The following is a 23,012-nucleotide window of genomic DNA, read 5'->3' on the forward strand; positions in this document are numbered from 1 at the left end:
ACGTAGCCTGCCCGCGTGCCGGAGCCGATCGCGAGCTGGTGGGCGCGACGACAGCTGTCGCGCCGCTCCGCCATGCCCTACGCCGTGGGCGACTACCGCGAGGCGTGGTCGTACTACCCGGCACTGGTCCGCCAGTACCGGCCCGAGTACAACGGCGGCATCGTGCTCAGCCAGATCCCGCCCGCGGCCGACGTCTTCCTGTGCTGGGAGTGCGAGCTCGGCCACGTCTTCGTCGCGACCCCCGACGAGCAGCGCGGGCGCCCCGGTCCCCAGCGCCGCCGCTCGGCCTGGTGTCCGATGTGCACCGAGCAGGCGACCCCGACGCGGGTTCCGGGCATGCCGTTCCTGCCCTCGCTGAATTGGCGGGCGCAGCAGCTCGAGGCCCCGCCGAGTGCTCCCGCACGCCCTGCCCCGGTGCGGGCTCGGCGCCGGCCCGCCGCCGCCCGGCCGAAGCAGCTCTGCTCGAAGACGCCGTCCGTCCCCGCCGGCGAGCCGTTTGCGAGCCTGTGCGCGCCGGCGCCCGCTTCGGCCGTCGAATCCGACGTCCGCGCCGAGCTGGCCGCCCGCCTCGAGTTCACGGCCGGCCTCAACGCCGTGCGCCTCCGGGGCCCCTTCTTCGACCACCTCGAGGCCTGGCCCGACATCCTCCTCCCCGAGCTCCGCGTGGCCGTCGAGTACGACTCGACCGGCCGGCACGGGCTCGAGCATGTCGGCAAGCGCGAAGACGCCGACCGCCGCAAAGACCGTGCGCTCCGGGCCGTCGGGTGGGAGGTGGTCCGGATCCGCACCGGCCGCCTGCTGGCGCTCGGCCCCCACGACGTGCTGGCGTCCGGCCCGTCCAAGACCACCCTCGCGCGCTTCGTCGACGAGCTCCGGGCCATCCGCGGCGACCTCATCGTCGACGCCTACCTCCGCTGAGCGCCGCCGCCGCCGTCCAGCGACAGGTCAGACGCGGCGCGCCAGCGCCTCGCTCACCCAGCGCGCGTGGAGCGCCCACGGGTCGGGGTGCCCGGCACCCACCTCGGCGACGTGCCGCTCCAGCTCGGGGCCGGTCGCGAACCACTCGGTGCGGTCGTACCGGAGCGCGGCGAACTGCTCGTGCCGCGCCGCCTCCACCCGTCGGTCGCCGGGTTCGAAGGCCAGCAGCTGCTCGTGCCACAGGCGGGCCATGCGCTGCCGCGGGTTCGCCGTGGTGCCGATCTTGATGCGGTCGCCGAAGCGGATGTAGTAGACGACGTCGACGCGGGGCGGCGGCAGCTCGCCATCGGGGAGGTCGCCGTACCTCCACTCGCAGACGGCGCAGAGCCAGCCGGTCGGGAACCGCAGGCCGAGACGCGCCCCGCACGCCGGGCACGCCGACGGCAGCGCGTCGGGGGCTCCGAATTCGCGGCCCACCCACTCGGCGGTCAGGGCCAGATGTGCCGTGCACAGAGGCACCGGTGCGCCGGGGGCCGCGAGGTCGGGGCACGGGGCGGTGGCGGTGGTGGTGGCGGCGCACCGCAGTTCCTGCGCGGTCATGGCCTGACCCTAACCGGCACCCCCGACATCAGGAACGCCCCCCGACGCCGATGATCTGCGGCGTCGGGGGGCGTTCTCGGTGTGCTGAGGCTCAGGCCTCTTCGTAGTCGCTGCCGAAGAGCGCGAACTGGCTCGTGGCGAGGGCCGCGATCAGGATCGCCAGGCCGAGGCAGAAGTCGAGCGCGAAGTCGTTGAGGTTCGCCGAGAAGATGTTTCCGCCGAAGTCGCTGTTGCCGAACAGGAGGTTGTAGAGCCACAGCGTCATCAGGAAGCCGCCCGCGCCCACGATGTACAGCGTCGCTCCGGCACGCGAGCGAGGCGCGCCGAGGCCGGCCAGGCCGACGATGATGAAGAGGACGTTGCGGAGCACGGTGGTCTGGAAGAGGCCGAAGATCATCGCGTGCGAGTCAGGGCTCGCGAAGGTGATCGTGCCGAGGTCGGTCGTGACGCCGGGGATGAATCCGAGGATGCCGAGCACGAGGAGGAGCAGGCCGACGACGAGGGCGCAGACCTGGGCAGGACCTGCGGCGTAGCCGTATCGGATTCGCGGGGCGGTGACGGTGGTCATGGGGGCGGTTCCTCTCTGTTGCACTCAGCAGTGACCATTCTTCACCCAGGAACTGCCTTCCGGTGACCACTCCTCGCCGCCGGCCCCTCGCCGCCTGGGGCAATTCTGGGAGACGGCGCGCGACACTCCTCCCATGAGCACCCTCAGCCGCCCCCGCAGCCGTCACTCGACCAGGCCCGCCGTGCAGCGCAACCTCGTGACCCGGACGGTGCTGGGGGCTGCGGCTCTCGTCGCCGTGTGCATCGTCGGGTTCGTCATCGTCTCGTCGCCCGCGCACTCGACCTTCGACCTCGGCGTCGACCAGTGGCTCAGTGCCCACCACGTGGCTCCCCTGGTCGCGATCGCCACCGCCGTCCACTGGCTCCTCGATCCGCTGCAGGCGATCCTGCTGACCCTCGTCGCCGTCGTCGCCATCGCCCTCCGGACGCGCGACCTGCGCCGAGCCATCGGCTTCGGCGCCGTCGTGGCCGTCAGCTGGGTGCCGAGCGATCTGCTCAAGCTCGCCGTCGACCGGGCCCGACCCGCGGCGTCGTCGCTGGCCCACCCGTTCACCCCGGCGCAGCTCGACCCGTCGTACCCGAGCGGCCACGTCGTCTTCGCAGCGTCGCTCGCCATAGCGGCCTTCCTGCTGCTGCGCACGGGCGACCCCCGCCGCCCGGTCGTCGCCGTGATCGGGGCGGTGCTGGTCGCGGTCGTCGCGGGGAGCGTCCTCGTCATCGGCATCCATTTTCCGAGCGACGTCATCGCGTCGATGGTGTGGGCGCTCGGGGCGACGACGCTGATCCGCGTCGCGTATCTCCGGTTCGTGGGGCCCTGGCTCGACTCGCGCTTCGACGAGATCACGAAGGGCCTGGCGTCGGTCGACGACGAGCTCGAGTCGTAGGAGCCTCCGTCAGCCGAGCGGCTCGATCAGCTCGGGCCCGTTGTTCTTGACGCTGTTGGCCGCCTTCGAGACGGCGTAGTGCGCGAGGGTGTGCGCGACCTCGAGGCTCCGGGCGTCGAGCAGGGCGAGGGCGTCGTCGGCGCCGACCGCCGGGTCGAGCCAGGCGTCGTACGCGTCGGGTGTCAGGCAGGCGGGCATGCGGTCGTGGACCTCGCCGGGCGCGACGTGCGCGTCGCGGGTGATGATCGCCGTCGAGATCACCCACCGGTCGGGGTCGTCGTCGGCTTTCGACCTGTCGGGCCAGGCAGTGACGATGCCGGCCATTGCGAGGGCCCCGTCGGGCTCGTGGATGTAGTGGGGCTGCTTGCCGTCGTCGGTCAGCACCCACTCGTAGTACCCCTGGGCCGGGATGATGCAGCGGCTCGACGCGAACGCCTTGCGGAACATCCCGCTCGTGGCGACGGTCTCGATCCGTGCGTTGATCGGCTGCGGGCGCTTCTTCAGGTCGGGGTACCACGCGGGCACGAAGCCCCACCGCGGCGTGGCCAGCTCACGCTCGCCGTGTCGGAGGCGGACGGCGGCGACCGGGTCGGTGGGCGCGACGTTGTACGACTCCACGAGGTCCGGCCCGGTGCTCGGCAGACTCAGTCCGCTCAGCAGATCGGGCAGGAGATCGGACGTGGCTCGGGCTACGACGAAGCGACCGCACATGCGGACAGTCTGCGCCCACCCTCCGACATCGGCTCGACGGGGGTTCTCGAGATAATGCGACTTATCCGCAATAATGGCCGCATGCCAGGTCTCGATCAGACGGCCGTGCGTCGCGTGAACACGGGCGTCGTGCTCCGCGCGCTCGCTGACGCCGACGCCGACGTCACTCTGCAGGAGCTGGTCTCGGCGACGGGACTGTCGCGCCGCACGATCGAGCTGATCCTCGGCGAGCTCGCCGCCGACGGGTGGGTCGCCCTGGCCGTGCCGACGGTCAGCGGCGGAGCCGGCCGACCGGCCAAGCGCTTCCGGTTCGAGTCGAGGCGCCTCGTCGTCGCGGCCGTCGTGCTCGACAGCCACAGCGCGGTGGCCGTCATCGCCGACCTCCGCGGGGGCGAGCTGGCGCGTGCGGCGGTGGCCCTTCCCGACGAGTCGCGCGATCCTGCGCTGACGGTCGCTCTCGCCTCCGACGCCGTTCGACGCGCCCTGGCCGAAGCGGGCGTGGCACCCGAGCGCCTGGCCGCCGGAACCGTCGCCGCCGGCGGCGTCATCGACGCGCGAGGCGTCGTGGGCCGGCTCGTCAACGCGCCGCTCTGGTCGGGGTTCGCGCTGGCTGCCGCCTTCGAGCAGGCGCTGGGCATCCCGTTCGCCGCCGAGAACGACGCCAACCTCGCCGCCCTGGCCGAGCACTGGGCGGGCGCGTCGATCGGCCGTCCCGACAGCGCCTGGCTGATCCTCGGCCACCGCACCGGCGCGGGCTTCCTGCTCGGCGGCGAGATCCACCGCGGCCCCCGAGGCACCGCGGGCGAGCTCGTCGAGTCGCGGGTGCTGAACCTGCACGGCGTCCCCGACGAGGCGATCCGCTCCCTCACGTCGCCCATCGAGGCCGACCGGCGGCGCGCCCGCGAGGCCGTCGTCGCTGCGGCCGCGGGCGATCCCCGTGCCGTGAGCGACGCGCGGGCGTTCGCCGAGCAGATCGCCGACGTGATCGACGTGCTCACCTGGACGATCGCACCCGAGACGGTGGTGCTCGGGGGAGGGCTGGAGGTCGGCGCCGGCGTTCTGGTGCCTCTGGTGTCCGAGTTCCTGCGCGATCGCGGCACACCCGAGGTCGAGCTCGTCGCCACCCGCCTCGGCGGCGAGGCGCCACTCGTCGGGGCGATCCGGCGGGCCCTCGTCGACGTCGACTCGTGGCTGTACTCCGCACCCGGCGCGCAGCCGCCGCGATCATCCGAACCGAGCCGAGACGAACCACGGGAGCTACGCCGATGACCGAACCCGACCTTCCCGCCGACTACCTGGTGATCGGCAGCGGGATCATGGGCAGCATCGTCGCCCGGCAGATCCGCGCGGCCGAGCCCTCGGCGACCATCGTGATGGTCGACGGCGGTCGGCCGATCGGGGCCCGCGGCGGCGTGCACCTGCACGACGTGGCCGAACCCGAGATCTGGGAGCTCTACAACTCCCGCGTCGAGAGCGGCATCCAGGGCTTCTACGCCGGCGCCGCACCCGTGCTCTCGACGGCTCGCGGCGTCTCGGACCTCGAGTCGGGCATGCACCTGCTGTCGACCCTCGGCGAGCACTCCGGCGCGATGCCGAACGCCGCGGCCGCCTGGAACGTCGGCGGCATGGGCTCGCACTGGACTGCGGCGACGCCGTGGCCGTGGGGCCACGAGGTGTTCGGCGAGGGCGAGCCGTGGCGGGCCGACCTCGAGACCGCGCGCACGGCCCTCGGCGTGACCGCCCCGGCGCTCGGCCCGACCGCCGTCGGCGAGCGGCCTGCTCGCCCGCACAGGCCCCGCGACGATCTTCCCTCCGATCGCCGACGGCGGGGCGCACTTCACTCTGCTCGCAGGAACTCAGGCGACCGCCATCGAGCACGACGGAACGCGGGCCCGTGGAGCCCGGCTCCGCGACACGGCCACGGGTGCGGAGCGCTTCGTCGCGGCCCGCGCCGTCGTCGTGTGCGCCGACACCTTCCGCACGCCGCAGCTCCTGTTCGCATCGGGCATCCGGCCGCCGGCGCTCGGCCGGTACCTGAACGAGCACGCCTTCCTGACCGGGCGCGTGCTGCTCGACCTCGAGCGCTTCGGCCTCACGCGGGCCGACCTGCCTCCGGTGCGCGGCGGGGAGTTCGCGACGGACTCGCTGTGGCTTCCGCAGAACGGCGCCGAGCAGCCGTTCCACGGGCAGATCATGAACACCACCTATGTCGACGACGGCGGCGCCGCGCTCGCCCACTCGGTCGGCCTGTCGCTCTACACACCCGTCGAGTCGCGGGCCGAGAACCGCGTCGTCTTCCGTGACGACGATCTCGACCTGACCGGGATGCCCCGCTTCTCGATCGAGTTCTCGTACAGCGACGCCGACCTCGCCCTAGTCGAGGCGGCCCGCGTCGAGATGGCGCGCGTCGCCGCGGCCTTCGGCGCCTTCGACCCCGACACGGAGTCGGCACTGCTCCTTCCGGGCTCGTCGCTGCACCAGACCGGGACCGTCCGACTCGGTCCGGTCGACGACGGTACGTCCGTCTGCGACCCCGACGGCCGGGTGTGGGACTTCGACAACCTCTTCGTCGCCGGCAACGGCGTGATCCCGACCGCCGTCGTCGCGAACACCACGCTGACCGGGGCCGTCACCGCCGTGCGTGCCGCGCGCGCCGCCCGCCGCGTGGTCGCCGGTGCGGCCGCAGCGCCCCTCGTCTGACCCGCGCCCCTCGTCTGACCCGCACCACTCGTCTGACCCGCACCACTCGTCTGACCCGCATTGGCCCGGCCGACGTCGCCGCCGCCCGGGGTCGCACCCACCGCCCTACCGAGGAGAACCGCATGACTGCCATCCCCGTCCGCCAGAACCGCATCGCGCTCAACGCGATCCAGTGGATCAACATCAAGGCCGACCCGACGAACCCCGACAGCGAAGACCTCTGGCGCTACGCCGACCCGACGTTCCGCGCCGACTACCCCGGCGTCCTGGCCGAGATCCGCCGCTCGGGCTTCTCGGCCGTGATGATGGAGGTCCTCGCAACCCAGACGCTGCAGGACTTCGGCCGCATGATCGCCGACTCCGGCCTCGAGCTGGCACCCGGCTACGTCGGGGTCCCCATCCCGCGCGACCACGGCGTGACCCTGGCCAAGGGAACCGGCGAGCGGATCCGGTGGTTCGACCTCGTCCGCCGCCGCGCCGAGGAGTCGAACACGGTCGGCCTGGAGACGGTGTTCATCGCGCCCGAGGTCTCGTGGGAGCCCGGCTTCGTCCGCACCCTCGACGCGGTCGGAGTCGGCGCCGGGTTCGATCAGGGGCGCCTCGACGAGCAGATCGAGTTCGTCGGCGAGGCGGCGTCGATCCTGCAGGCCGAGGGCGTGCGTGCCGGCCTGCACAACCACGTCGGAACCTGGATCGAGACCGAGGACGAGATCGAGCAGACCCTCGCGGCGATCCCGGCCGACCTGCTCGGCGCCTCGTTCGACATCGGCCACCTCGCCTGGGCCGGCATCGACCCGGTCGAGATGATCATGCGCCACAGCGACCGAGTCGTCGACCTCCACATCAAGGACCTCGACATGGCCATCGCCGATGCCAGCCGCGAGACGCCGACCTCCTACCGGAAGGCGACCGACTCGGGCATCTTCCTCGAGCCGGGCCTCGGCACCCTCGACATCGTCGGTTCTCTCGCGGCCCTCCCCGCCGACTTCGACGGCTGGGTGATCGTCGAGGTCGACCGCGCGAGTATGGACCCGAGCGCCTCCGCCGACGTCAGCTGGAAGTGGGTCGCCGAGAACGTCCCGGCGTAGGGTCCGGTGCTGTGGCAGCGCGGATCGAGTGCTTGACTGACGTCATGACACCGACCCTCGCCATCACCGGCTCCACCGGCAACATCGGCGGCGCCGTCGCTCGAGCGCTCGCGGAGACCGGGCTCGCCCAGCGCCTGATCGTCCGGACGCCGTCGCGCGCCCCCGAACTCCCCGCCGCGTCGATCGCCGTCGCGACGTACGGCGACCACGCCGCCTCGATCGCAGCTCTGCAGGGCATCGACGTGCTGCTCATGGTGTCCGCAGCGGAGGCCCCCGACCGGCTGGCGCAGCACCTCGACTTCGTCGACTCCGCCGTCGAGGCCGGCGTCGGCCACATCGTCTACACGTCCTTCGTCGGAGCCGCCGAAGACGCCGTCTTCACGCTGGCGCGCGACCACTGGGCGACCGAGCAGCGCATCCGCGAGTCGGGGGCGGCGTTCACGATCCTCCGCGACAGCTTCTACCTCGACTTCGTGCCCGAGCTCGTCGGAGACGACGGAGTCATCCGCGGGCCGGCCGGCGAGGGCCGCATGTCGGCGGTCGCCCGGGCCGACGTCGCCGCCGTCGCGACGGCCGTGCTGCGCGACCCGGCCGCTCACGCCGGAGCCACCTACGAGCTCACCGGCCCCGAGGCGTTCTCGCTCGCCGAGGCCGCCGCGGTGCTCTCGAGCGCCACCGGCCGCACCGTGACATTCCACGACGAGACCCTCGACGAGGCGTACGAGTCGCGCCAGCAGTGGAACCCCGAGCCGTGGCAGGCCGACGCCTGGGTGTCGACCTACACCTCCATCGCCTCGGGCGAGCTGGAGGCCGTGTCGGGCGACGTCGAGCGCGTCACCGGTCGTGCCCCGCTCTCGCTCGGGCAGTTCCTGCGCCTCTGACGCCAGTCAGCCCCGCCGAATCGGCACGACCCCGTCTGCGCGCAGGAGGGATCGAGCCGAAACGGCGGGCACAAGCGCGAGCGCAAGAACGCGGGGCGCAGGAACGCGGGTCGCAGGAACGCGGGTCTACCGCACCTTCCGCGCCGAGAGCACCCCGCTCACGCCGAGGACCAGCACCGAGACGAACACGACGATCATCGGCGCAGCCCACGAGCGGGTCGCGTCGTGCACGCCGCCCACCACGAGCGGGCCGAGCGACGCGAGCGCGTAGCCGCCGCCCTGCACGAGCGCGGACAGCCGCCGGGCCTCGACGTCGCTCGTGACCATCCGCACGATGATGATGAAGACGATGGTGATGCCGCCGCCCTGGGCGATCCCGCCGAACAGCGACCAGACGAACCAGAGCTGCGGGGCGAAGAGCAGCCCGAGCGGCATGAACAGCCAGAGGGTCGCGACCAGCCCGATGATGTACACGGGCCGCCAGCGGAGCGACAGCAGGGGCACGCCGAGCGCCCCGACGACGGCGAGGATCTGGAAGATCGACGAGCTCGCGCCGGCCCCGGCCCGCGAGAGGCCGACCTCGTCGTGCAGCAGGGTGGGGATCCAGGCGGTGAGGCCGTAGTAGCCGAACGCCTGGCCGGCGAAGGCGAGGGTGAGGCCCCAGGTCGACCAGCGCCTGAAGAGCGAGGTCGTCGGCGGCCGGGCGCCGGCGCTGACCACCGGGATGCTCGCGGTGATGACTTCGACCGGGCCCGTCAGGAGTTCCTGCGCCCGGTTCTCGCCGGTGCCGCGGAGGGCCGAGCGGAATCCGATGGCGACGATCCAGACGGCGCCGGCGATGATCGCGAACGATCCCCAGACCACCAGGGCGAGGGGCCAGCCGGTGGATGCCGCCAGCGGCGCGGTGCCGAGCGACGTGATCATCGAGCCGACGTTGAGAGCCGACGTGTAGACGCCGGTGATGAAGCCGGCGCGCTCGGGCGAGAAGTCGCGGCGGATGATGACCGGGAGCACGACGTTGCCGACGGTGATCGAGACGCCGATCACGATGGTTCCGACGATGAGCCAGGTCTGGGTGCCGAGCGAGCGGAGGATGGTGCCGACGACGATCCCCAGCAGGCCGACCGTGACGGCGCGCTCGGCGCCGAGGCGGCCGATGACCGCCGACGCGAGCGGGCTGGCGACGGCGAAGCAGAGCACGGGGATGCTCGTCAGCAGGCCCGCGACGAGGGCCCCGAGCGCGAGGTCGGACTTGATGTCGTCGAGCACGGGCGCCGTGGCGACGATGGGGCCGCGCAGGTTGAGAGCGATCAAGACGATCGCGAGGGTCAGCAGCCAGGCGGCCGGCGACTTCGCGGCGCGACGGACGGCGTCGCCTGTGCGGCCGCCGCCAGTCGAATCGGCCGCGCTCATGCCGGGTTCGCGGTGGGGGCGACCCCTTCGGCATCGGTGTCGTCGGTGCCGGTCAGAACACTGCCGGTCAGAACACTGCCGGTCGGAACACTGCCGGTCGGGACGCTGCCGGTCGGGACGCTGCCGGTCGGGACGCTGCCGGCCGGGACGGCGTCCGCGTCACCGGAAGCGGGGAGCCCGAGCAGCTCCGCGAGCTCGTCGGCCGTGTCGACGACGGCGACAGCGCCGACCTGCTCGGCGGGGGAGCCGTAGCCCCAGGTGACGAAGATCGTGGGCACGCCGTGGGCCGCGGCACCGTCGACGTCGTGGTGGCGGTCGCCGATCAGGACGGGACGCGAGACGTCGACACCGAGGGCGCGAAGGCGGGCGAGCGCCTCTTCGACGACGTCGGCCTTGGCGCCGCGCTTCTCGTCGTCGCTGGCGCCCGTGATGACGTCGAGGTAGCGGCTGAGGCCGAAGTGGTTCAGCATCATGGTGGCCGGCGTCTCGGGCTTCGAGGTCGCCGTCGAGATGGGGATCCCGGCCTCGTGGACACGGCGGAGCAGGTCTTCCATTCCCGCGAAGATCACGCTGTCGAGCGCCCCGCCGGCCAGGTACTCGCCGCGGTACAGGGCCATGGCGTGGTCGAGCTCGTCGCCCGTGATGCCGAGGTGCCTGGTGAAGCTCTCGGGAAGCGGCGGGCCTACCCATTCGAGGAGCTCCGCCGGTGTCGGCACGGCCTCGCCGAGCTGTGCGAGGGTGCTGGCCAGGGTCTTCGTGATGCCGGGTGCGGAGTCGGCGATGGTGCCGTCGAGGTCGAACAGCACGGCCGAGTAGGGGAAGTCGCTCATCCCCTCCAGCCTACGGTCTGGCAGGGGAGCGGATCAGCGGACCTCGTGGAAGGGCCAGCGACGCTTCGACGTCGTGTCGTCGTCGAGCATGCGGAGGATCAGTCGCGCGACGGAGCCGCCCATCTCGGCGACGATCTCACGCTCGGCGGTGGTCAGCTCGTCGACCGTGAGCGGCTCGGTCTCGGAGAGGACGGGTGCGGCGGGCTGGCGGCGGCGGGTCGCGATCGGGGCGACGACGTGGCGGGAGAGCGGGGAGGCGGTCGAGACGAGCTGGTCGAAGAGCGGAGTGGACATGAGAGAGCCTTTCGGATTGTGTATTTCACATCCTACGAGGTCTCTCCACGAAGTCAATACTGTATTTCAGAAGCCGATCGTCAGAACAGGCGCGAGTGTCCGTCGTCCATGCCGCGCATCTCGTCGTAGTCGAGCACGACGCAGCGGATGCCCCGGTCTTCGGCGAGCGTGCGGGCCTGCGGCTTGATCTCCTGAGCGGCGAACACGCCCTGCACCGGCTTCAGGTGCGGGTCGCGGTTCATCAGCTCGAGGTACCGGGTGAGCTGCTCGACGCCGTCGATGTCTCCGCGCCGCTTGATCTCGACAGCGACGGCGCCGCCCTTCGCGTCGCGCGCCAGGATGTCGACCGGCCCGATCGCGGTCATGTACTCGCGGCGCACCAGGGTGTGACCGTCGCCCAGCACCTCGATCTGCTCGGCCATCAGCTTCTGCAGGTGCGCCTCGACGCCGTCCTTGACCAGGCCGGGATCGATGCCGAGCTCATGAGCCGAATCGTGCAGGAACTCGTGGATCGACACCAGGAGCACGTCGTTGGTCTTGCCCTGCGTGACCTTCCAGAGCTCGACGATCCCGGCTTCGCGCTGGTCGTCGTCGGGCTCCTCCGTCGTGATGCTGCACGGCGGGCTCATCCAGTTGAGCGGCTTGTAGCTGCCGCCGTCGGAGTGGACCAGCAGGCTGCCGTCGCTCTTCACCATCAAAAGGCGGGTGGCGAGCGGGAGATGGGCCGAGAGGCGCCCCGCGTAGTCGACGGAGCAGCGGGCAATGACGAGACGCACGACGACGAGCCTAACGCGCGGCGGGGGCGGCTAGCTCTCGACGGGGCGGCGCCGCGACGGCTCGCGCGCGGCACCCGATACGAGCCCGGCGACGACGATCAGCGCGAACACCACGAACAGCGAGTGCAGCAGCCCGAAGCGCTCGCCGAGCACGCCGATCACCGGCGGCAGGGCCAGGAAGGCGACGTAGCCGATCGTGGCGACGGCGCTCACGCGGGCCGCCGCGTTGCGGGAGTCGTCGGCGGCGGCCGAGAGGCCGACCGGGAAGCCGAGAGCGGCCCCGAAGCCCCAGAACACGACGCCGATCACGGCCAGCCACACGACCGGCGACAGGATCACGAGCAGCAGGCCCACGATCGCCGACACGGCCGAGAGGCGCAGCATCAGCACGCGGCCGTACCGGTCGATGAGCGGCGAGCCGGCGACGCGTGCCACGGTCATCGCGGTCAGGAAGACGAAGAGGATGCTCGATCCGGCGGCGTTGCTCACGCCATGGCCGTCGACCATCGCGAGGGCCAGCCAGTCGTTCGCCGAGCCCTCGGCGGTCGACATGCCGAGCACGATGAGGCCGATCAGGATCGTGCCGGGTGTGGCCCAGATGGCCAGGCGGCCGCGCCACGAGCTCTCGGTCGCGCCGGCGCCGTCGGTCTGGGCGGCGTGCCCGAGCTCCTCGGACTGGAAGCGGCGCACGAAGACGACTCCGGCGACGGCGATCACGACGGCGACCGTCGAGACGTGGACGGCGACGGGCAGCGACAGCCGCTCCGCACCGGCGCCGAGCAGAGCCCCGACCATCGTGCCGAGGCTGAAAGAGGCGTGGAAGAGCGGCATCACGGTCTTGCCGAGCACGCGCTCGCAGGCCGCGGCCGAGACATTCATCGCGACGTCGAGCGTGCCGTTGCCGAAGCCGACGATCGCCATGCCGACGAGGATCGCCCAGAACCCGGCGCCGAGGGTGGCGCTGATGCCGGCCACGATCAGGCCGACGGCGACGACGAGGAGCGCGCCGGTCGCGGTCTTCTTCGCACCGAACGAGGCGATGATGTGGCTCGACGAGATGACGCCGACGATGGCTCCGACGCTGATGCCGAACGCGAGGAACCCCATCTGCAGGGTGCTGGCGTGCAGCAGGTCGCGGATCGACGGCACACGGCCGAGCCAGGTCGCGATGGCCAGGCCCGACAGGGCGAAGATCACGAAGAGGGCATTGCGCCAGCGGACCACGTCGCGCCGGGTCAGGCCGCCGTCGTAGGTGCGGGTGTCGAGGGAGGAGGGGGTCGCCATCGGTTCTCTTCGGTTCGTGCGTGCAGGTGGCGCGACTCGAATCGATTCGACCCGCGGGATCGACCACACGCTATCAAGCCACCGGCGACTCCGACAAGACCTTCGTCGAATCGATTCGAGTGCGACTACAGTTCTGGAGCATGAGCATCGCGACCCGGCCCACCCTCGCCTCCGTGGCGAAGCTGGCCGGTGTCTCGGCGTCGACGGCCTCCCTGGCCTTCAACGACTCCGGCCCCGTGTCGGCGTCCACGCGCGAGAAGGTGCTCGACGCGGCACGGACGCTCGGCTACGCCGGTCCCGACCCGCGCGCCCGGTCGCTGCGGCGCGGACGGTCGGGCATCGTCGGCGTGGTGCTCGAGGAGTCCCTGCGCGACGCCTTCCGCGACCCGATGAACCTCGCGATGCTCGACGGGATCGCCGACCTGACAGGCCCGGCGGGCAACTCGCTGCTGCTGCTCACCGAGACCGCCGCCGGTCGGTCCACCCTCGTCGACGCACCGGTCGACGCGGCCGTGCTGTTCGGGTGCAGCCCGGTCGTCGACGAGAAGGTCGCGATCCTGCTGCGTCGCGGTATCCCGGTGGTCGCCATCGAGGGCCGCCCGATCCCCGGGGTGCTCGACATCGGCCTCGACAACCGCGAGGCCACGCGCTCGCTCGCCGAGCACCTCAAGGGCCTGGGCCACTCCGACGTCGCTCTGGTCACCCTCGAGCTCGACCGCGACCGCCGCAGAAGCAGAGTGACGCAGAAACTCCTCGCCCGAGCCACGTCGCACACTGCCCTCGAGCGCGTCCACGGCGCCCGCGAGGTCTTCCCCGCGGCCGGCGGGCTCACCACGCTCGGAAGCACGGTCGACGAGGGGCGCATCGCCGGGCTGGCGCTGCTCGGCGATCCCGAGACGCGGCCGACCGCCGTCATCGCGCAGAGCGACCTCCTCGCCGTCGGGGTCATCCGGGCCGCGGCCGAGCTCGGCCTGGCCGTGCCCGGCGACCTCAGCGTCGTCGGGTTCGACGGCGTGCGGATCGACGACCCGGTCGCCGCCGAGCTGACGACCATGGTGCAGCCGGGGTTCGCGAAGGGGCAGGCGGCGGGGCGCGGCATCCTCGAGCTGCTCGCCGGCCGCGAGGGCCGCTCGGTCTCGTTCACGTCGGCGTTCCGGCGCGGGGCGACGACGGCCCCGCCGCGCTAGGCGCCGGTGACGATCCAGCGCGAGCCGGCGGCGCGGACGCCGAGCGTGACGGCTCGAGCCCCGATGTAGCCGATGCCGAAGGCCAGCCAGAGCGCGACCGGCCCGCCGTCGCCCGCGACCGCCCACCACAGCAGCGGGAGGTACACGGCCACGTCGACGAGGCCGGTCCAGGCGAGGTAGCGGGCGTCGCCGGCGCCGAGCAGGACCCCGTCGAGCACGAAGACCAGGCCGGCGAGCGGCACCCCGACGGCCATGGCGCGCAGGATCCCGGGGAGCATCGCCCGCACGGCCCCATCGCCCGTGAAGACGCCGGGCAGCACCCCCGCCGCGCTGGCGAGCAGCAGCCCGAGCACGGCTCCGCCCGCGACGCCCCATGTCAGCAGTCTCCGCGTGACGGCGCGCACCCGCGCCGCATCGCCGGCCCCGAGCGCGTGCCCGACCATCGCCTGGCCGGCGATCGCGAGGGCATCCAGCGCGAACGCCAGCGTCGAGAAGAGGGTCAGGGCGACCTGCACGGCGGCGAGCCCCGGCACGCCGAGCATCCCGGCCGCCCAGACCGTGGCGAGCATGGCCAGCCGAAGGGCCGCGCTCCTGATCAGCAGCCAGCCGCCGGCGGAGGCCGTCCTGCCCACGCCTCCGAGTCCCGGTCGCAGCGGGGCCCCGACGGCGCGGGCCGCCCGGACAGCGATGACCGCGTAGACCGCCGCCATGCCCCACTGCGCGACGACGGTGCCCGCCGCCGACCCGGCGATGCCCCAGTGGAAGCCGTAGATGAACAGGGCGTTGAGGCCCGCGTTGGCGGCGAATCCCGCCGTCGCGACGACGAGCGGCGTGCGGGTGTCCTGGAGTCCGCGCAGGAGCCCCGTCGCCGCGATGACGAACAGCATCGCCGGGAGGCCGAGCACCGAGATGACGAGGTACTTCGTGGCCTGCTCGGAGACGGCGGGCCCGGTCTGGAACGCGAGCACCAGGGTTCCTGCACCCAGAGCACCCACCACGAGCAGGACGACGCCGATCAGCAGCGCGAACCACAGCCCGTCGATGCCGGCCCGGAGCGCCCCGGTGCGATCGCCCGCGCCGAGGCGTCTGGCCACGGTCGGAGTCGTCGCGTAGGCGAGGAAGATCAGCAGCCCCACCGCCGTCTGGAGGATCACGCCGGCGATGCCGAGGCCGGCCAGCGGCGCCGCCCCGAGGTGGCCGACGAGGGCCGTGTCGGTCAGCAGGAAGAGCGGCTCGGCGATCAGGGCACCCAGCGCCGGGACGGCCAGCCGGGCGATCTCGCGGTCGAGCGCCCGCGCGGGTGCGGTCACTCGGTGCCGCGCGCCCGCCCGATCGCGCTCATCAGGTGGTAGACGACGACGGCGGCGACGGTGCCGATGATGATGCCCTCGAAGACCGCGCCGCCGGCCGTGAAGGTCAGGTTCGCGATGCCGGCGACGAGTGCGATCCCGGCGGTGAGCTGGTTCTTCGGCTTCGAGAAGTCGACCCCGTTCTCGACCCAGATGCGGATTCCGATGATCCCGATCAGACCGTAGAGCGCCACGGTCACGCCGCCGATGACGCCCGGGGGCACGGTTGCGATGACGGCGCCGATCTTGGGCGAGAGCCCGAGCAGGATCGCGATGACGCCGGCGACCCAGTAGGCCGCGGTCGAGAACACGCGCGTCGCGCTCATGACGCCGATGTTCTCGCCGTAGGTCGTGGTCGCCGAGCCCCCGCCGATGCCAGCGATCACGGTGCTGAGGCCGTCGGCGAAGAGCGCTCGGCCGGTGAGGTCGTCGAGGTTGCGGCCGGTGAGCTGGCCGACCCCCTTCACATGGCCGACGTTCTCGGCGACGAGGGCGAGCACGACCGGCAGGAAGCCCACGTAGACGGCGATGTGCGTCGCCTCGAACGACGGCGCCGTGAACTGGGGGAGGCCGAGCCACGCCGCGTCGTCGACCTTGCTGAAGTCGACGGCCCCGCTGATGACGGCGGCGACATAGCCCACGACGACGCCGACGACGATCGAGAGCCGGCCGAGGATGCCGCGGAACACGACCGCCGCGAGGACGACCGCGGCCAGGGTGATGACGGCGATCACCGGCGCCTTCTGGAAGTTCGCCCCCGCCGTCGGGGCCAGGTTGAAGCCGATGAGGGCGACGATCGAGCCCGACACGACGGGCGGCAGCAACGCGTCGATCCACTTCGTGCCGAGCACGTGGACGATGAGGCCGACGACCGCCAGCAGCGCGCCGACGACGATGATGCCGCTGAGCGCGAGCGGGATCCCGCCGATCTTGGTCGCGGCGCCGATCGGGGCGATGAAGGCGAACGACGAGCCGAGGTAGCTGGGCAGGCGGTTCTTCGTGATGACCAGGAAGAGCAAGGTGCCGATGCCCGAGAAGAGGAGCGTCGTGGTGGGCGGGAAGCCGGTGATGATGGGAACCAGGAACGTGGCGCCGAACATGGCGACCACGTGCTGTGCGCCCAGCCCCACCGTGCGCGGCCAGGACAGCCGCTCCTCCGGGAGCACGATCGCGGTCTGGTCGACCGCCTTGCCGTCGGCGTGGAGCTTCCAGGGGAGGGCCATGCAGTGACTGTACTGGGAGCCGATCGCGGCTGTCGGACCACACGCCTAGGCTTGCCCCCATGACCGATGTCTCCTCGAAGTCCGGAATCGCCACCGACGCCCTCGACCCCGCCACCCGGCCCCAAGACGACCTCTTCCGCCACGTCAACGGCACCTGGATCCGCGAGACCGAGATCCCCGAAGACAAGGCTCGCTGGGGCTCGTTCTACCTGCTGGCCGAGGCCGCCGAGCAGGCCGTGCGCGACATCATCGACGAGTCGCAGGAGGCCGAGCCGGGCAGCGAGGCCCGCAAGGTCGGCGACCTGTTCGCGAGCTTCCTCGACGAAGACCGCGCCGAAGAGCTCGGGGCGACACCGATCCAGCCGCTGCTGGCGAGCGTCGACGACGTGACGGACGTCGCCGCGCTGCTGCAGGCCGTCGGCCGGTTCGAGCTGCAGGGCGTCTCGGGCTTCGCGCAGCTCTTCGTCGACAACGACCCGGGCAACCCGGAGCGCTACATGGTGTTCCTCGAGCAGGCCGGCCTCGGCCTCCCCGACGAGTCCTACTACCGCGACGAGAAGTTCACGTCGATCCGCACCGCCTACGAGGCGTTCGTCGCCTCGCAGCTCGAGCGCGCCGGCTTCGACCAGGCGGCCGAGCGCGCCGCTCGCGTCGTCGCGCTCGAGACCGCCATCGCCTCGCACCACTGGGACAACGTGGCGACCCGCGAGTCCGAGAAGACCTACAACCTCCTGCCGTGGTCCGATGCGGCGGCGCTCGCCGAGGGCGTCGACCTCTCGATCTGGCGCGACGCGGTCGGCGCTCCCGCCGGCGTCTTCGACGAGATCGTCGTGCGCCAGCCCTCGTTCGTCACCGGCCTCGCAACGCTGCTCGTCGACGACCAGCTCGACGCGTGGCGCGACTGGCTGCGCTGGCAGATCGTCCGCTCGTTCGCCGCGTACCTCTCGAGCGGCTTCGTGAAGGCGAACTTCGAGTTCTACGGCAAGACCCTCACCGGCACCCCCGTGCAGCGCGCCCGCTGGAAGCGCGGCGTCTCGCTGGTCGAGGGCGCCATGGGCGAGGCCGTCGGCCGCATCTACGTCGAGCGGAACTTCCAGCCCGAGGCGAAGGTCGCGATGGACGTCCTGGTCGCGAACCTCGTCGAGGCCTACCGCCAGAGCATCACGGGCCTCGCGTGGATGACCGACGAGACGCGCACCCGCGCCCTCGACAAGCTCGACAAGTTCACGCCCAAGATCGGCTTCCCGGTGAAGTGGCGCGACTACTCGAAGCTCGAGATCGATGCGACCGACCTCGTCGGCAACATCCGCGCCACCGCCGTCTTCGGCTTCGACCGCGAGCTCGGCAAGATCGGCAAGCCGATCGACCGCGACGAGTGGTTCATGACCCCGCAGACGATCAACGCGTACTACAACCCGGGCTTCAACGAGATCGTGTTCCCGGCGGCGATCCTGCAGTTCCCGTTCTTCGACGAGAACCGCGACGCGGCCGCCAACTACGGTGCGATCGGAGCGGTGATCGGCCACGAGATCGGCCACGGCTTCGACGACCAGGGCTCGAAGTACGACGGCGACGGCAAGCTCACCGACTGGTGGACCCCGGCCGACCGCGAGGCGTTCGAGAAGCTCACCTCATCGCTCATCGCCCAGTACGACGCGCTCGAGCCGGCGCAGACCCCCGGTCACCATGTCAACGGCGCGCTCACCATCGGCGAGAACATCGGCGACCTCGGCGGCCTCTCGATCGCGTGGAAGGCGTACCTGATCTCGCTCGACGGCCAGGAGCCGCCGGTGATCGACGGACTGACCGGCGCGCAGCGCTTCTTCCTGAGCTGGGCGCAGGCCTGGCAGATGAAGATCCGCGACGAGGAGGCCATCCGTCTCATGTCGATCGACCCGCACTCGCCCAACGAGTTCCGGTGCAACCAGATCGTCCGCAACATCGACGAGTTCTACGTCGCCTTCGCGGTGTCCGACGCCGACGCGCTCTGGCTGCCAGAAGATGAGCGCGTCACGATCTGGTAGCCGCTCCGATGGCTGACCCCGGTATCGACAGTCGACGCGGCCGCCGGTCGCGCGACGTGCCGCGCGATCCGGGCCGGCACCGCGGCGAGCGGGCGGCCGAGCCGTTCGAGCGCAGCTTCACGGCGCTCGGCACCCTGGCCTTCGCCGAGGCACGGGTGTCGGCGTCGGCCGCCGATCTCGACACCGGCGAGGTCGTGCTGGCGATCGACGAGAAGATCGCCCTGCCGACCGCCGAGGTCGGCGGGCTGCTGCTGCTCGTCGAGGTCGCCGCGCGCCTTGCGGACGGTCGTCTGGGGCCGGTCGACGAGGTGTCGCGCGAGTCGGCCACGGGTGACGGCGCGGGCGAGACGCGCGTCGACGACCCCCGCGTCGTCGGGCTCTGGTCGTCGATGCTGGTGCCGTCGCTCCGGGTGCTCGATGCCGCGACCCTCGTGGGGGCCTTCCGCGACCCCGTCGCCACGAACGCCCTGATCCGGCTCGTCGGCCTCGATGCCGTCCACGCCCGCGCCGAAGAGCTCGGCCTGAACCGAACGGCGCTGCTCGACTACGCCCGGGCCACCCGCGGGCCCGACGACGCACCGCAGTTCTCGATCGGATCAGCCCTCGAGCTGCAGGGCCTCTTCGGCGACCTCGTCGGCGGCCGCTGCGTCGACACCGCCGTCAGCAACCGCGTGCTGGGCTGGCTCTCCACCGGCAGCGACCTGAGCATGGTCGCCGCCGCCTTCGGGCTCGACCCCGTCGCCCATCGGGCGCGCGACCACGGCCTCCAGCTCGTGAACCTCACCGGGGCCGACCAGGGTGTTCGCTCTGAAGCCGGGGCGCTGCGCGGTCGCCGCCGGGGCGTCGCGTACGCGGCGACCGTGGCGTTCGACGATGCCGACCTGCCGACGCGGCTGCGGGTGCTCGACGTGCTCCGGACCGTCGGGCTGGATCTGCTCGAGTACGTGAGCTAGTTCCTGCGCCCCGTGCTTGCCGCTGGCCTGTGCTCGACGCGTGCGCCGCGGGCTACTGCAGCGCGCCGACGGTGAGCAGCTGCACCGACGTCGACTTGCAGCCGGTCACGCCCTTGTAGGCGGCGAAGACCGAGGCCTTCTGCCCGGGAGGGTAGACGCGGAACCCGTCGGTCGCGGTCGGCTTGCACTTGGCCCTGTCGAAGTTGCCGGCCTGCAGGTAGCGGAGGTCGGCCTTCGCGGTCGAGCCCGACGCGAGAGTGACTGTGCCGTGGGGGGTCGTGCGATCGAACTTCGCCGCGGCGCCGATCTGCGTGCCGGTGCCGCCGCCCACGAGCGAGACGCCGGGCCATCCCTGCAGGGTGCACGAGGCCGACCCCTTGTTGGTGAGCACGAGGGTGATCCCGATCGTGCCGGCGGCGCCTCCGTCGCCCTCGGCGATGCTCGCGGCGAGGTTCGACGAGGTGCACGAGGAGACCGTCGTGCCGCCGCCGCCCGCCGGCGTCGTCTTCGTCGGCGTGGCGGAGACGGATTCGCTCGGCGTCGGAGTCGTCGCCGGGGTGGTCGGCTCGGCCGTCGTCGTCACCGTCTCGGTCGCGGTGGGCTCGGCGGCGTCGTTCGACGAGGAGCACCCGGCGAGACCGGCGACCGTGAGGGCGCTGAGGGCGAGGACGGTGAAAGTGGTTCTGGTGCGCATGGCTCCACTGTGCCACGCAGACCGGGTCAGTCGATCAGTCCGAGGGATGACAATCGCCGGAGCGTCTCCCGTCCTGCAGGCGGACACCGCCAGGCATCGGCCGTCGTGGTCCAGGTGATCGCGCCGACCTCGGCTGAGGGGACGGGCTCGTCGGGCGTGTCGGCTGTGAAGAGGGTCATCTCGACCAGGCGGCCGTCGGGCTCGCCGTGAGCCTGCTCGCTCACGGTGAAGAGCTCCACGATCGATGCCGGATCGAGGGCCAGCGACACTTCTTCGAGCGACTCGCGCACGACGGCCTCCGCACCGGACTCACCCGGCTCGACCTTGCCGCCCGGCAGGTAGAGCACGTCGCGGCCCCGGGCGGTGACCATGAGCAGCCTCCGCTCGCGGACGAGGGCCAGCGCGGAGACGACGATCGGGTGCATGGGAGACATTCTCCCGAGTTCCTGCGCCCTCTGCTATTGACGAGCGGATATAACTGTGAAATATTGCATTCATCACCCGTTCACCCCGATGAGATCAGGACCTCCCCCATGACCGCAGGGACCACCGCCACCGCTACCGCCCTTCTGCCCGCCATCGTCATCGACCCCGTCGACTACCTGCTCGTCGACATCGCCACCGGGCGGCACCTTCCCGGCGACGGCGTCCACGTCGAGCAGCTCGCCCACGAGCACGGACTGTCGCTGGCCGAGGCCGGCGCCGCGCTCGACGAGGCCTGGTGCCTCGGGCTTGTCTCGCGTCGGGCGACGACGACGGGCGGCATCGTCTGCTGGACCCCGGAGGCCACTCAGGTGATGCTGCACCGGCTCGCGCGGGCCATGGTCTCTGCGGTGACCGCCGGCCCCCGGTGCGACGCGAAGCGCGGACTCATCGACGGCGACGCGCAGCGGTTCACCGTCGTCGAGCTGTTCGGGCTGACGGCGCCCTGCGACGTCGCGCTCTTCCTCGAGGTAGCCCGCGCGCTGCTCGGCGCGTGGGCGCCCGATCTCCTCGACGAGCTGATCATGCCCGTCGCCGTGCTGTTCTCGCAGTCGGCCCAGCGCGTGCACGGCTTCGAGCCTGCGGCCGAGGCCGACGTGCGCTGCGAGATGGTGCGCGAGCTGGTGTCGAGCCTCATCGACGGCCGCACCGCCGACTTCGAGTCGACCGTGGCCGACTACGTGCTGGCGCTCTCGACGCACTGAGTCCTGCCGCCGGGCGTCGTGCCCGCCGTTTCGGTTCGAGCCCTCCACCTCTGGGGAGGGACCGTGCCGGTTCGGCGGGATCGTGCCGTCCGGTGCGGGCCGCGCCCGACGGCTACGGTCGCAGGATCAGCCCGCCGCCGCCTCGCCGGCCGAGCGGGGCAGCGCCGAGAGCGTCGCGGCCCGCGTCTCCGTCAGCCCGAAGAGCGCTTCGAGTCCGTCGCGGAACTCCTCGCCGCGACCCTCGCGGGCAAGCTCGCGAGCGCGGACCGACGGCGTGTGGAGCAGGACTCCGGCGAGGTGCCGCAGCGCCTGCTCGGTGCGCTCGCTGGAATCGCCGCGCGAGCGGGCGCGCTCGATCTCGCCGTCGAGGAGGTCGAAGACGTGCTTGCGGAGGGCTACTACGGCGGGCGACAGAGACTGCTCGGCGGCCACGGCCTGGAACTCGGCGGCGGCCGTGGACACGAGCGCGCGGGCATCGTCGGCGGCGGTCAGCTCGGCGAGCGGGGCGTGGAGGCTGATGGTCTCGAGGTCGAGCATCTCGACGCCCTCGACTCGGGCGACCAGCGGGTCGACGTTGCGGGGAAGGCCGAGGTCGATGACGAGGCGGCGCGGGCCTGCCTCGACGACATCGGGCGTGACGAGCGGGGTGGCCGTCGACGTGCAGGTGATGAGGATGTCGCTCCAGGCGATCGCCTCGGCGAGGTCGGTGTGCGCCGCGACCTCGTGCTTGGCGGCGAACCACGGGGCGCGGCCGGAGGCGGAGTAGACGCCGATGTCGCCGGCACCGCGGTCGCGCAGGGCGGCGACGGTCGTCGCGGCGTACTGCCCGGTGCCGACGAGGAGGATGCGCGCCTGGGCCCAGTCGGTGACCCGGCTCGACGCGAGCTCGAGGGCCAGGCGGACGAGCGAGCGGCCGGCGCCGCCGACGTTGGTGCGGTTCTTGACGCCGCGCGAGGTGTGCGAGGCCTGCTGGAAGAGTCGCTCCAGATCGGACGACGTCGTGCCGTCCTGCCGGGCCCGCTCGAGCGCGCGGCGCACCTGACCGGATATCTCGTCTTCGCCGACGACGACCGACTCGAGGCCGGAGCTGACGGCGAAGAGGTGCTCGACGACCCCGTCGCCGGTGATGACGTCGACGCTGGTGCGGAGCGCGACGGGGTCGACGCCCGAGGCCTCGCTCATGGTCTGGATCGTGGCCTCGACGGCCACGGCGCTCGCCGCGGTGAGGGGCTCGTCGACGTCGAGGTACGCCTCGAAGCGGTTGCACGTCGCGAGCACGACGGCGCCCGAGACGAAATCGCTCGATTCGACCAGGGTGCCCGCCGCCAGGGGTGCACCGACGCTCAACTTCTCGAGGAGGTCGAAGCTGGCGTTCTGATGAGACGCCGTCAGGCAGATGAGCACGACAGATATGGTAACTCTCCCGTTTCACCTGTGCATGGGCTGAAC

23 protein-coding genes are annotated in these 23,012 nt (G+C 71.9%); 10 read left to right on the forward strand and 13 right to left on the reverse strand.

Annotation, left to right across the window (positions count from 1 at the left end; genetic code table 11):
* The first annotated feature begins 15 nt into the window (after positions 1 to 15).
* Positions 16 to 918, forward strand: a complete 903-nt coding sequence (locus EDF46_RS12805) for a hypothetical protein (protein ID WP_123506704.1) — start codon at positions 16 to 18, stop codon at positions 916 to 918.
* Between the two features lie 27 nt (positions 919 to 945).
* Here the strand turns inward: EDF46_RS12805 and EDF46_RS12810 are convergent, their stop codons facing one another.
* Complete coding sequence (locus EDF46_RS12810) at positions 946 to 1,518, reverse strand: GIY-YIG nuclease family protein (protein ID WP_123506705.1); 573 nt, start codon at positions 1,516 to 1,518, stop codon at positions 946 to 948.
* Between the two features lie 91 nt (positions 1,519 to 1,609).
* Positions 1,610 to 2,086, reverse strand: coding sequence for a DUF4383 domain-containing protein (locus EDF46_RS12815; protein ID WP_123506706.1), 477 nt, complete (start codon positions 2,084 to 2,086; stop codon positions 1,610 to 1,612).
* 133 nt (positions 2,087 to 2,219) lie between these two features.
* Here EDF46_RS12815 and EDF46_RS12820 point away from each other — a divergent pair, with 133 nt between their 5' ends.
* On the forward strand, positions 2,220 to 2,969 hold the full coding sequence (locus tag EDF46_RS12820) for a phosphatase PAP2 family protein (RefSeq protein ID WP_123506707.1): 750 nt from the start codon (positions 2,220 to 2,222) through the stop codon (positions 2,967 to 2,969).
* 9 nt (positions 2,970 to 2,978) lie between these two features.
* Here EDF46_RS12820 and EDF46_RS12825 read toward each other — a convergent pair whose 3' ends face one another.
* Entirely contained in the window at positions 2,979 to 3,680 is a 702-nt protein-coding gene (locus tag EDF46_RS12825) for an SOS response-associated peptidase (RefSeq protein WP_123506708.1), read from the reverse strand.
* An 81-nt stretch (positions 3,681 to 3,761) separates the two neighbouring features.
* Here EDF46_RS12825 and EDF46_RS12830 point away from each other — a divergent pair, with 81 nt between their 5' ends.
* The 4 genes from EDF46_RS12830 (at position 3,762) to EDF46_RS12845 (ending at position 8,349) form a co-directional block, all read left to right on the forward strand.
* Complete coding sequence (locus EDF46_RS12830; protein WP_158614246.1) at positions 3,762 to 4,949, forward strand: ROK family protein; 1,188 nt, start codon at positions 3,762 to 3,764, stop codon at positions 4,947 to 4,949.
* 573 nt (positions 4,950 to 5,522) lie between these two features.
* On the forward strand, positions 5,523 to 6,380 hold the full coding sequence (locus EDF46_RS18560; RefSeq protein WP_255410970.1) for a GMC oxidoreductase: 858 nt from the start codon (positions 5,523 to 5,525) through the stop codon (positions 6,378 to 6,380).
* Between the two features lie 122 nt (positions 6,381 to 6,502).
* Complete coding sequence (locus EDF46_RS12840; RefSeq protein ID WP_123506710.1) at positions 6,503 to 7,468, forward strand: sugar phosphate isomerase/epimerase; 966 nt, start codon at positions 6,503 to 6,505, stop codon at positions 7,466 to 7,468.
* A gap of 44 nt (positions 7,469 to 7,512) precedes the next feature.
* On the forward strand, positions 7,513 to 8,349 hold the full coding sequence (locus EDF46_RS12845) for an SDR family oxidoreductase (RefSeq protein WP_123506711.1): 837 nt from the start codon (positions 7,513 to 7,515) through the stop codon (positions 8,347 to 8,349).
* Between the two features lie 126 nt (positions 8,350 to 8,475).
* Here the strand turns inward: EDF46_RS12845 and EDF46_RS12850 are convergent, their stop codons facing one another.
* The 5 genes from EDF46_RS12850 to EDF46_RS12870 all read right to left on the reverse strand — a co-directional run bounded on the left by EDF46_RS12850 (position 8,476) and on the right by EDF46_RS12870 (position 12,946).
* The gene (locus EDF46_RS12850) at positions 8,476 to 9,762 is read right to left on the reverse strand and encodes a CynX/NimT family MFS transporter (RefSeq protein WP_123506712.1); all 1,287 of its coding nucleotides are present in this window, start codon (positions 9,760 to 9,762) and stop codon (positions 8,476 to 8,478) included.
* A complete protein-coding gene (locus EDF46_RS12855; protein WP_123506713.1) occupies positions 9,759 to 10,592 on the reverse strand; it encodes an HAD hydrolase-like protein in 834 nt (277 codons plus the stop codon). The genes EDF46_RS12850 and EDF46_RS12855 overlap by 4 nt, the downstream gene beginning before the upstream one ends.
* A 33-nt stretch (positions 10,593 to 10,625) precedes the next feature.
* A complete protein-coding gene (locus EDF46_RS12860) occupies positions 10,626 to 10,886 on the reverse strand; it encodes a hypothetical protein (protein ID WP_123506714.1) in 261 nt (86 codons plus the stop codon).
* Positions 10,887 to 10,966: 80 nt separating this feature from the next.
* Positions 10,967 to 11,662 carry an endonuclease NucS gene (gene nucS / locus EDF46_RS12865; protein WP_123506715.1) on the reverse strand — a complete coding sequence of 232 codons (696 nt, stop codon included), beginning with the start codon at positions 11,660 to 11,662 and terminating at the stop codon, positions 10,967 to 10,969.
* 30 nt (positions 11,663 to 11,692) lie between these two features.
* Entirely contained in the window at positions 11,693 to 12,946 is a 1,254-nt protein-coding gene (locus tag EDF46_RS12870; RefSeq protein WP_123506716.1) for a sugar MFS transporter, read from the reverse strand.
* A gap of 140 nt (positions 12,947 to 13,086) precedes the next feature.
* Here EDF46_RS12870 and EDF46_RS12875 point away from each other — a divergent pair, with 140 nt between their 5' ends.
* Positions 13,087 to 14,133, forward strand: a complete 1,047-nt coding sequence (locus EDF46_RS12875) for a LacI family DNA-binding transcriptional regulator (protein WP_123506717.1) — start codon at positions 13,087 to 13,089, stop codon at positions 14,131 to 14,133.
* On the opposite strand, the gene EDF46_RS12880 is transcribed toward EDF46_RS12875, so the two are convergent.
* Together EDF46_RS12880 and EDF46_RS12885 are read right to left on the reverse strand one after the other, a co-directional pair.
* On the reverse strand, positions 14,130 to 15,443 hold the full coding sequence (locus EDF46_RS12880; RefSeq protein ID WP_233580026.1) for an MATE family efflux transporter: 1,314 nt from the start codon (positions 15,441 to 15,443) through the stop codon (positions 14,130 to 14,132). The two genes, EDF46_RS12875 and EDF46_RS12880, sit on opposite strands and share 4 nt — an antisense overlap.
* Positions 15,440 to 16,705, reverse strand: a complete 1,266-nt coding sequence (locus tag EDF46_RS12885) for a uracil-xanthine permease family protein (RefSeq protein WP_123506718.1) — start codon at positions 16,703 to 16,705, stop codon at positions 15,440 to 15,442. Before EDF46_RS12885 ends, EDF46_RS12880 begins: the two co-directional genes overlap by 4 nt.
* A gap of 59 nt (positions 16,706 to 16,764) precedes the next feature.
* On the opposite strand from EDF46_RS12885, the gene EDF46_RS12890 reads away from it, so the two are divergent.
* Complete coding sequence (locus tag EDF46_RS12890) at positions 16,765 to 18,729, forward strand: M13 family metallopeptidase (protein ID WP_123506719.1); 1,965 nt, start codon at positions 16,765 to 16,767, stop codon at positions 18,727 to 18,729.
* A gap of 8 nt (positions 18,730 to 18,737) precedes the next feature.
* Positions 18,738 to 19,682: a serine hydrolase gene (locus EDF46_RS12895; RefSeq protein ID WP_123506720.1), complete on the forward strand. Its 945-nt coding sequence runs from the start codon at positions 18,738 to 18,740 to the stop codon at positions 19,680 to 19,682.
* A gap of 52 nt (positions 19,683 to 19,734) precedes the next feature.
* On the opposite strand, the gene EDF46_RS12900 is transcribed toward EDF46_RS12895, so the two are convergent.
* The gene (locus EDF46_RS12900) at positions 19,735 to 20,376 is read right to left on the reverse strand and encodes a DUF4232 domain-containing protein (protein WP_123506721.1); all 642 of its coding nucleotides are present in this window, start codon (positions 20,374 to 20,376) and stop codon (positions 19,735 to 19,737) included.
* 26 nt (positions 20,377 to 20,402) lie between these two features.
* Positions 20,403 to 20,801, reverse strand: coding sequence for an NUDIX domain-containing protein (locus EDF46_RS12905; protein ID WP_123506722.1), 399 nt, complete (start codon positions 20,799 to 20,801; stop codon positions 20,403 to 20,405).
* 108 nt (positions 20,802 to 20,909) lie between these two features.
* On the opposite strand from EDF46_RS12905, the gene EDF46_RS12910 reads away from it, so the two are divergent.
* Positions 20,910 to 21,563, forward strand: a complete 654-nt coding sequence (locus EDF46_RS12910) for a hypothetical protein (protein WP_123506723.1) — start codon at positions 20,910 to 20,912, stop codon at positions 21,561 to 21,563.
* A 126-nt stretch (positions 21,564 to 21,689) separates the two neighbouring features.
* Here EDF46_RS12910 and EDF46_RS12915 read toward each other — a convergent pair whose 3' ends face one another.
* Positions 21,690 to 22,967: a glutamyl-tRNA reductase gene (locus EDF46_RS12915; RefSeq protein WP_123506724.1), complete on the reverse strand. Its 1,278-nt coding sequence runs from the start codon at positions 22,965 to 22,967 to the stop codon at positions 21,690 to 21,692.
* Positions 22,968 to 23,012 lie beyond the last annotated feature (45 nt).

This window comes from Frondihabitans sp. PhB188, assembly GCF_003752365.1.
GTDB lineage: Bacteria > Actinomycetota > Actinomycetes > Actinomycetales > Microbacteriaceae > Frondihabitans.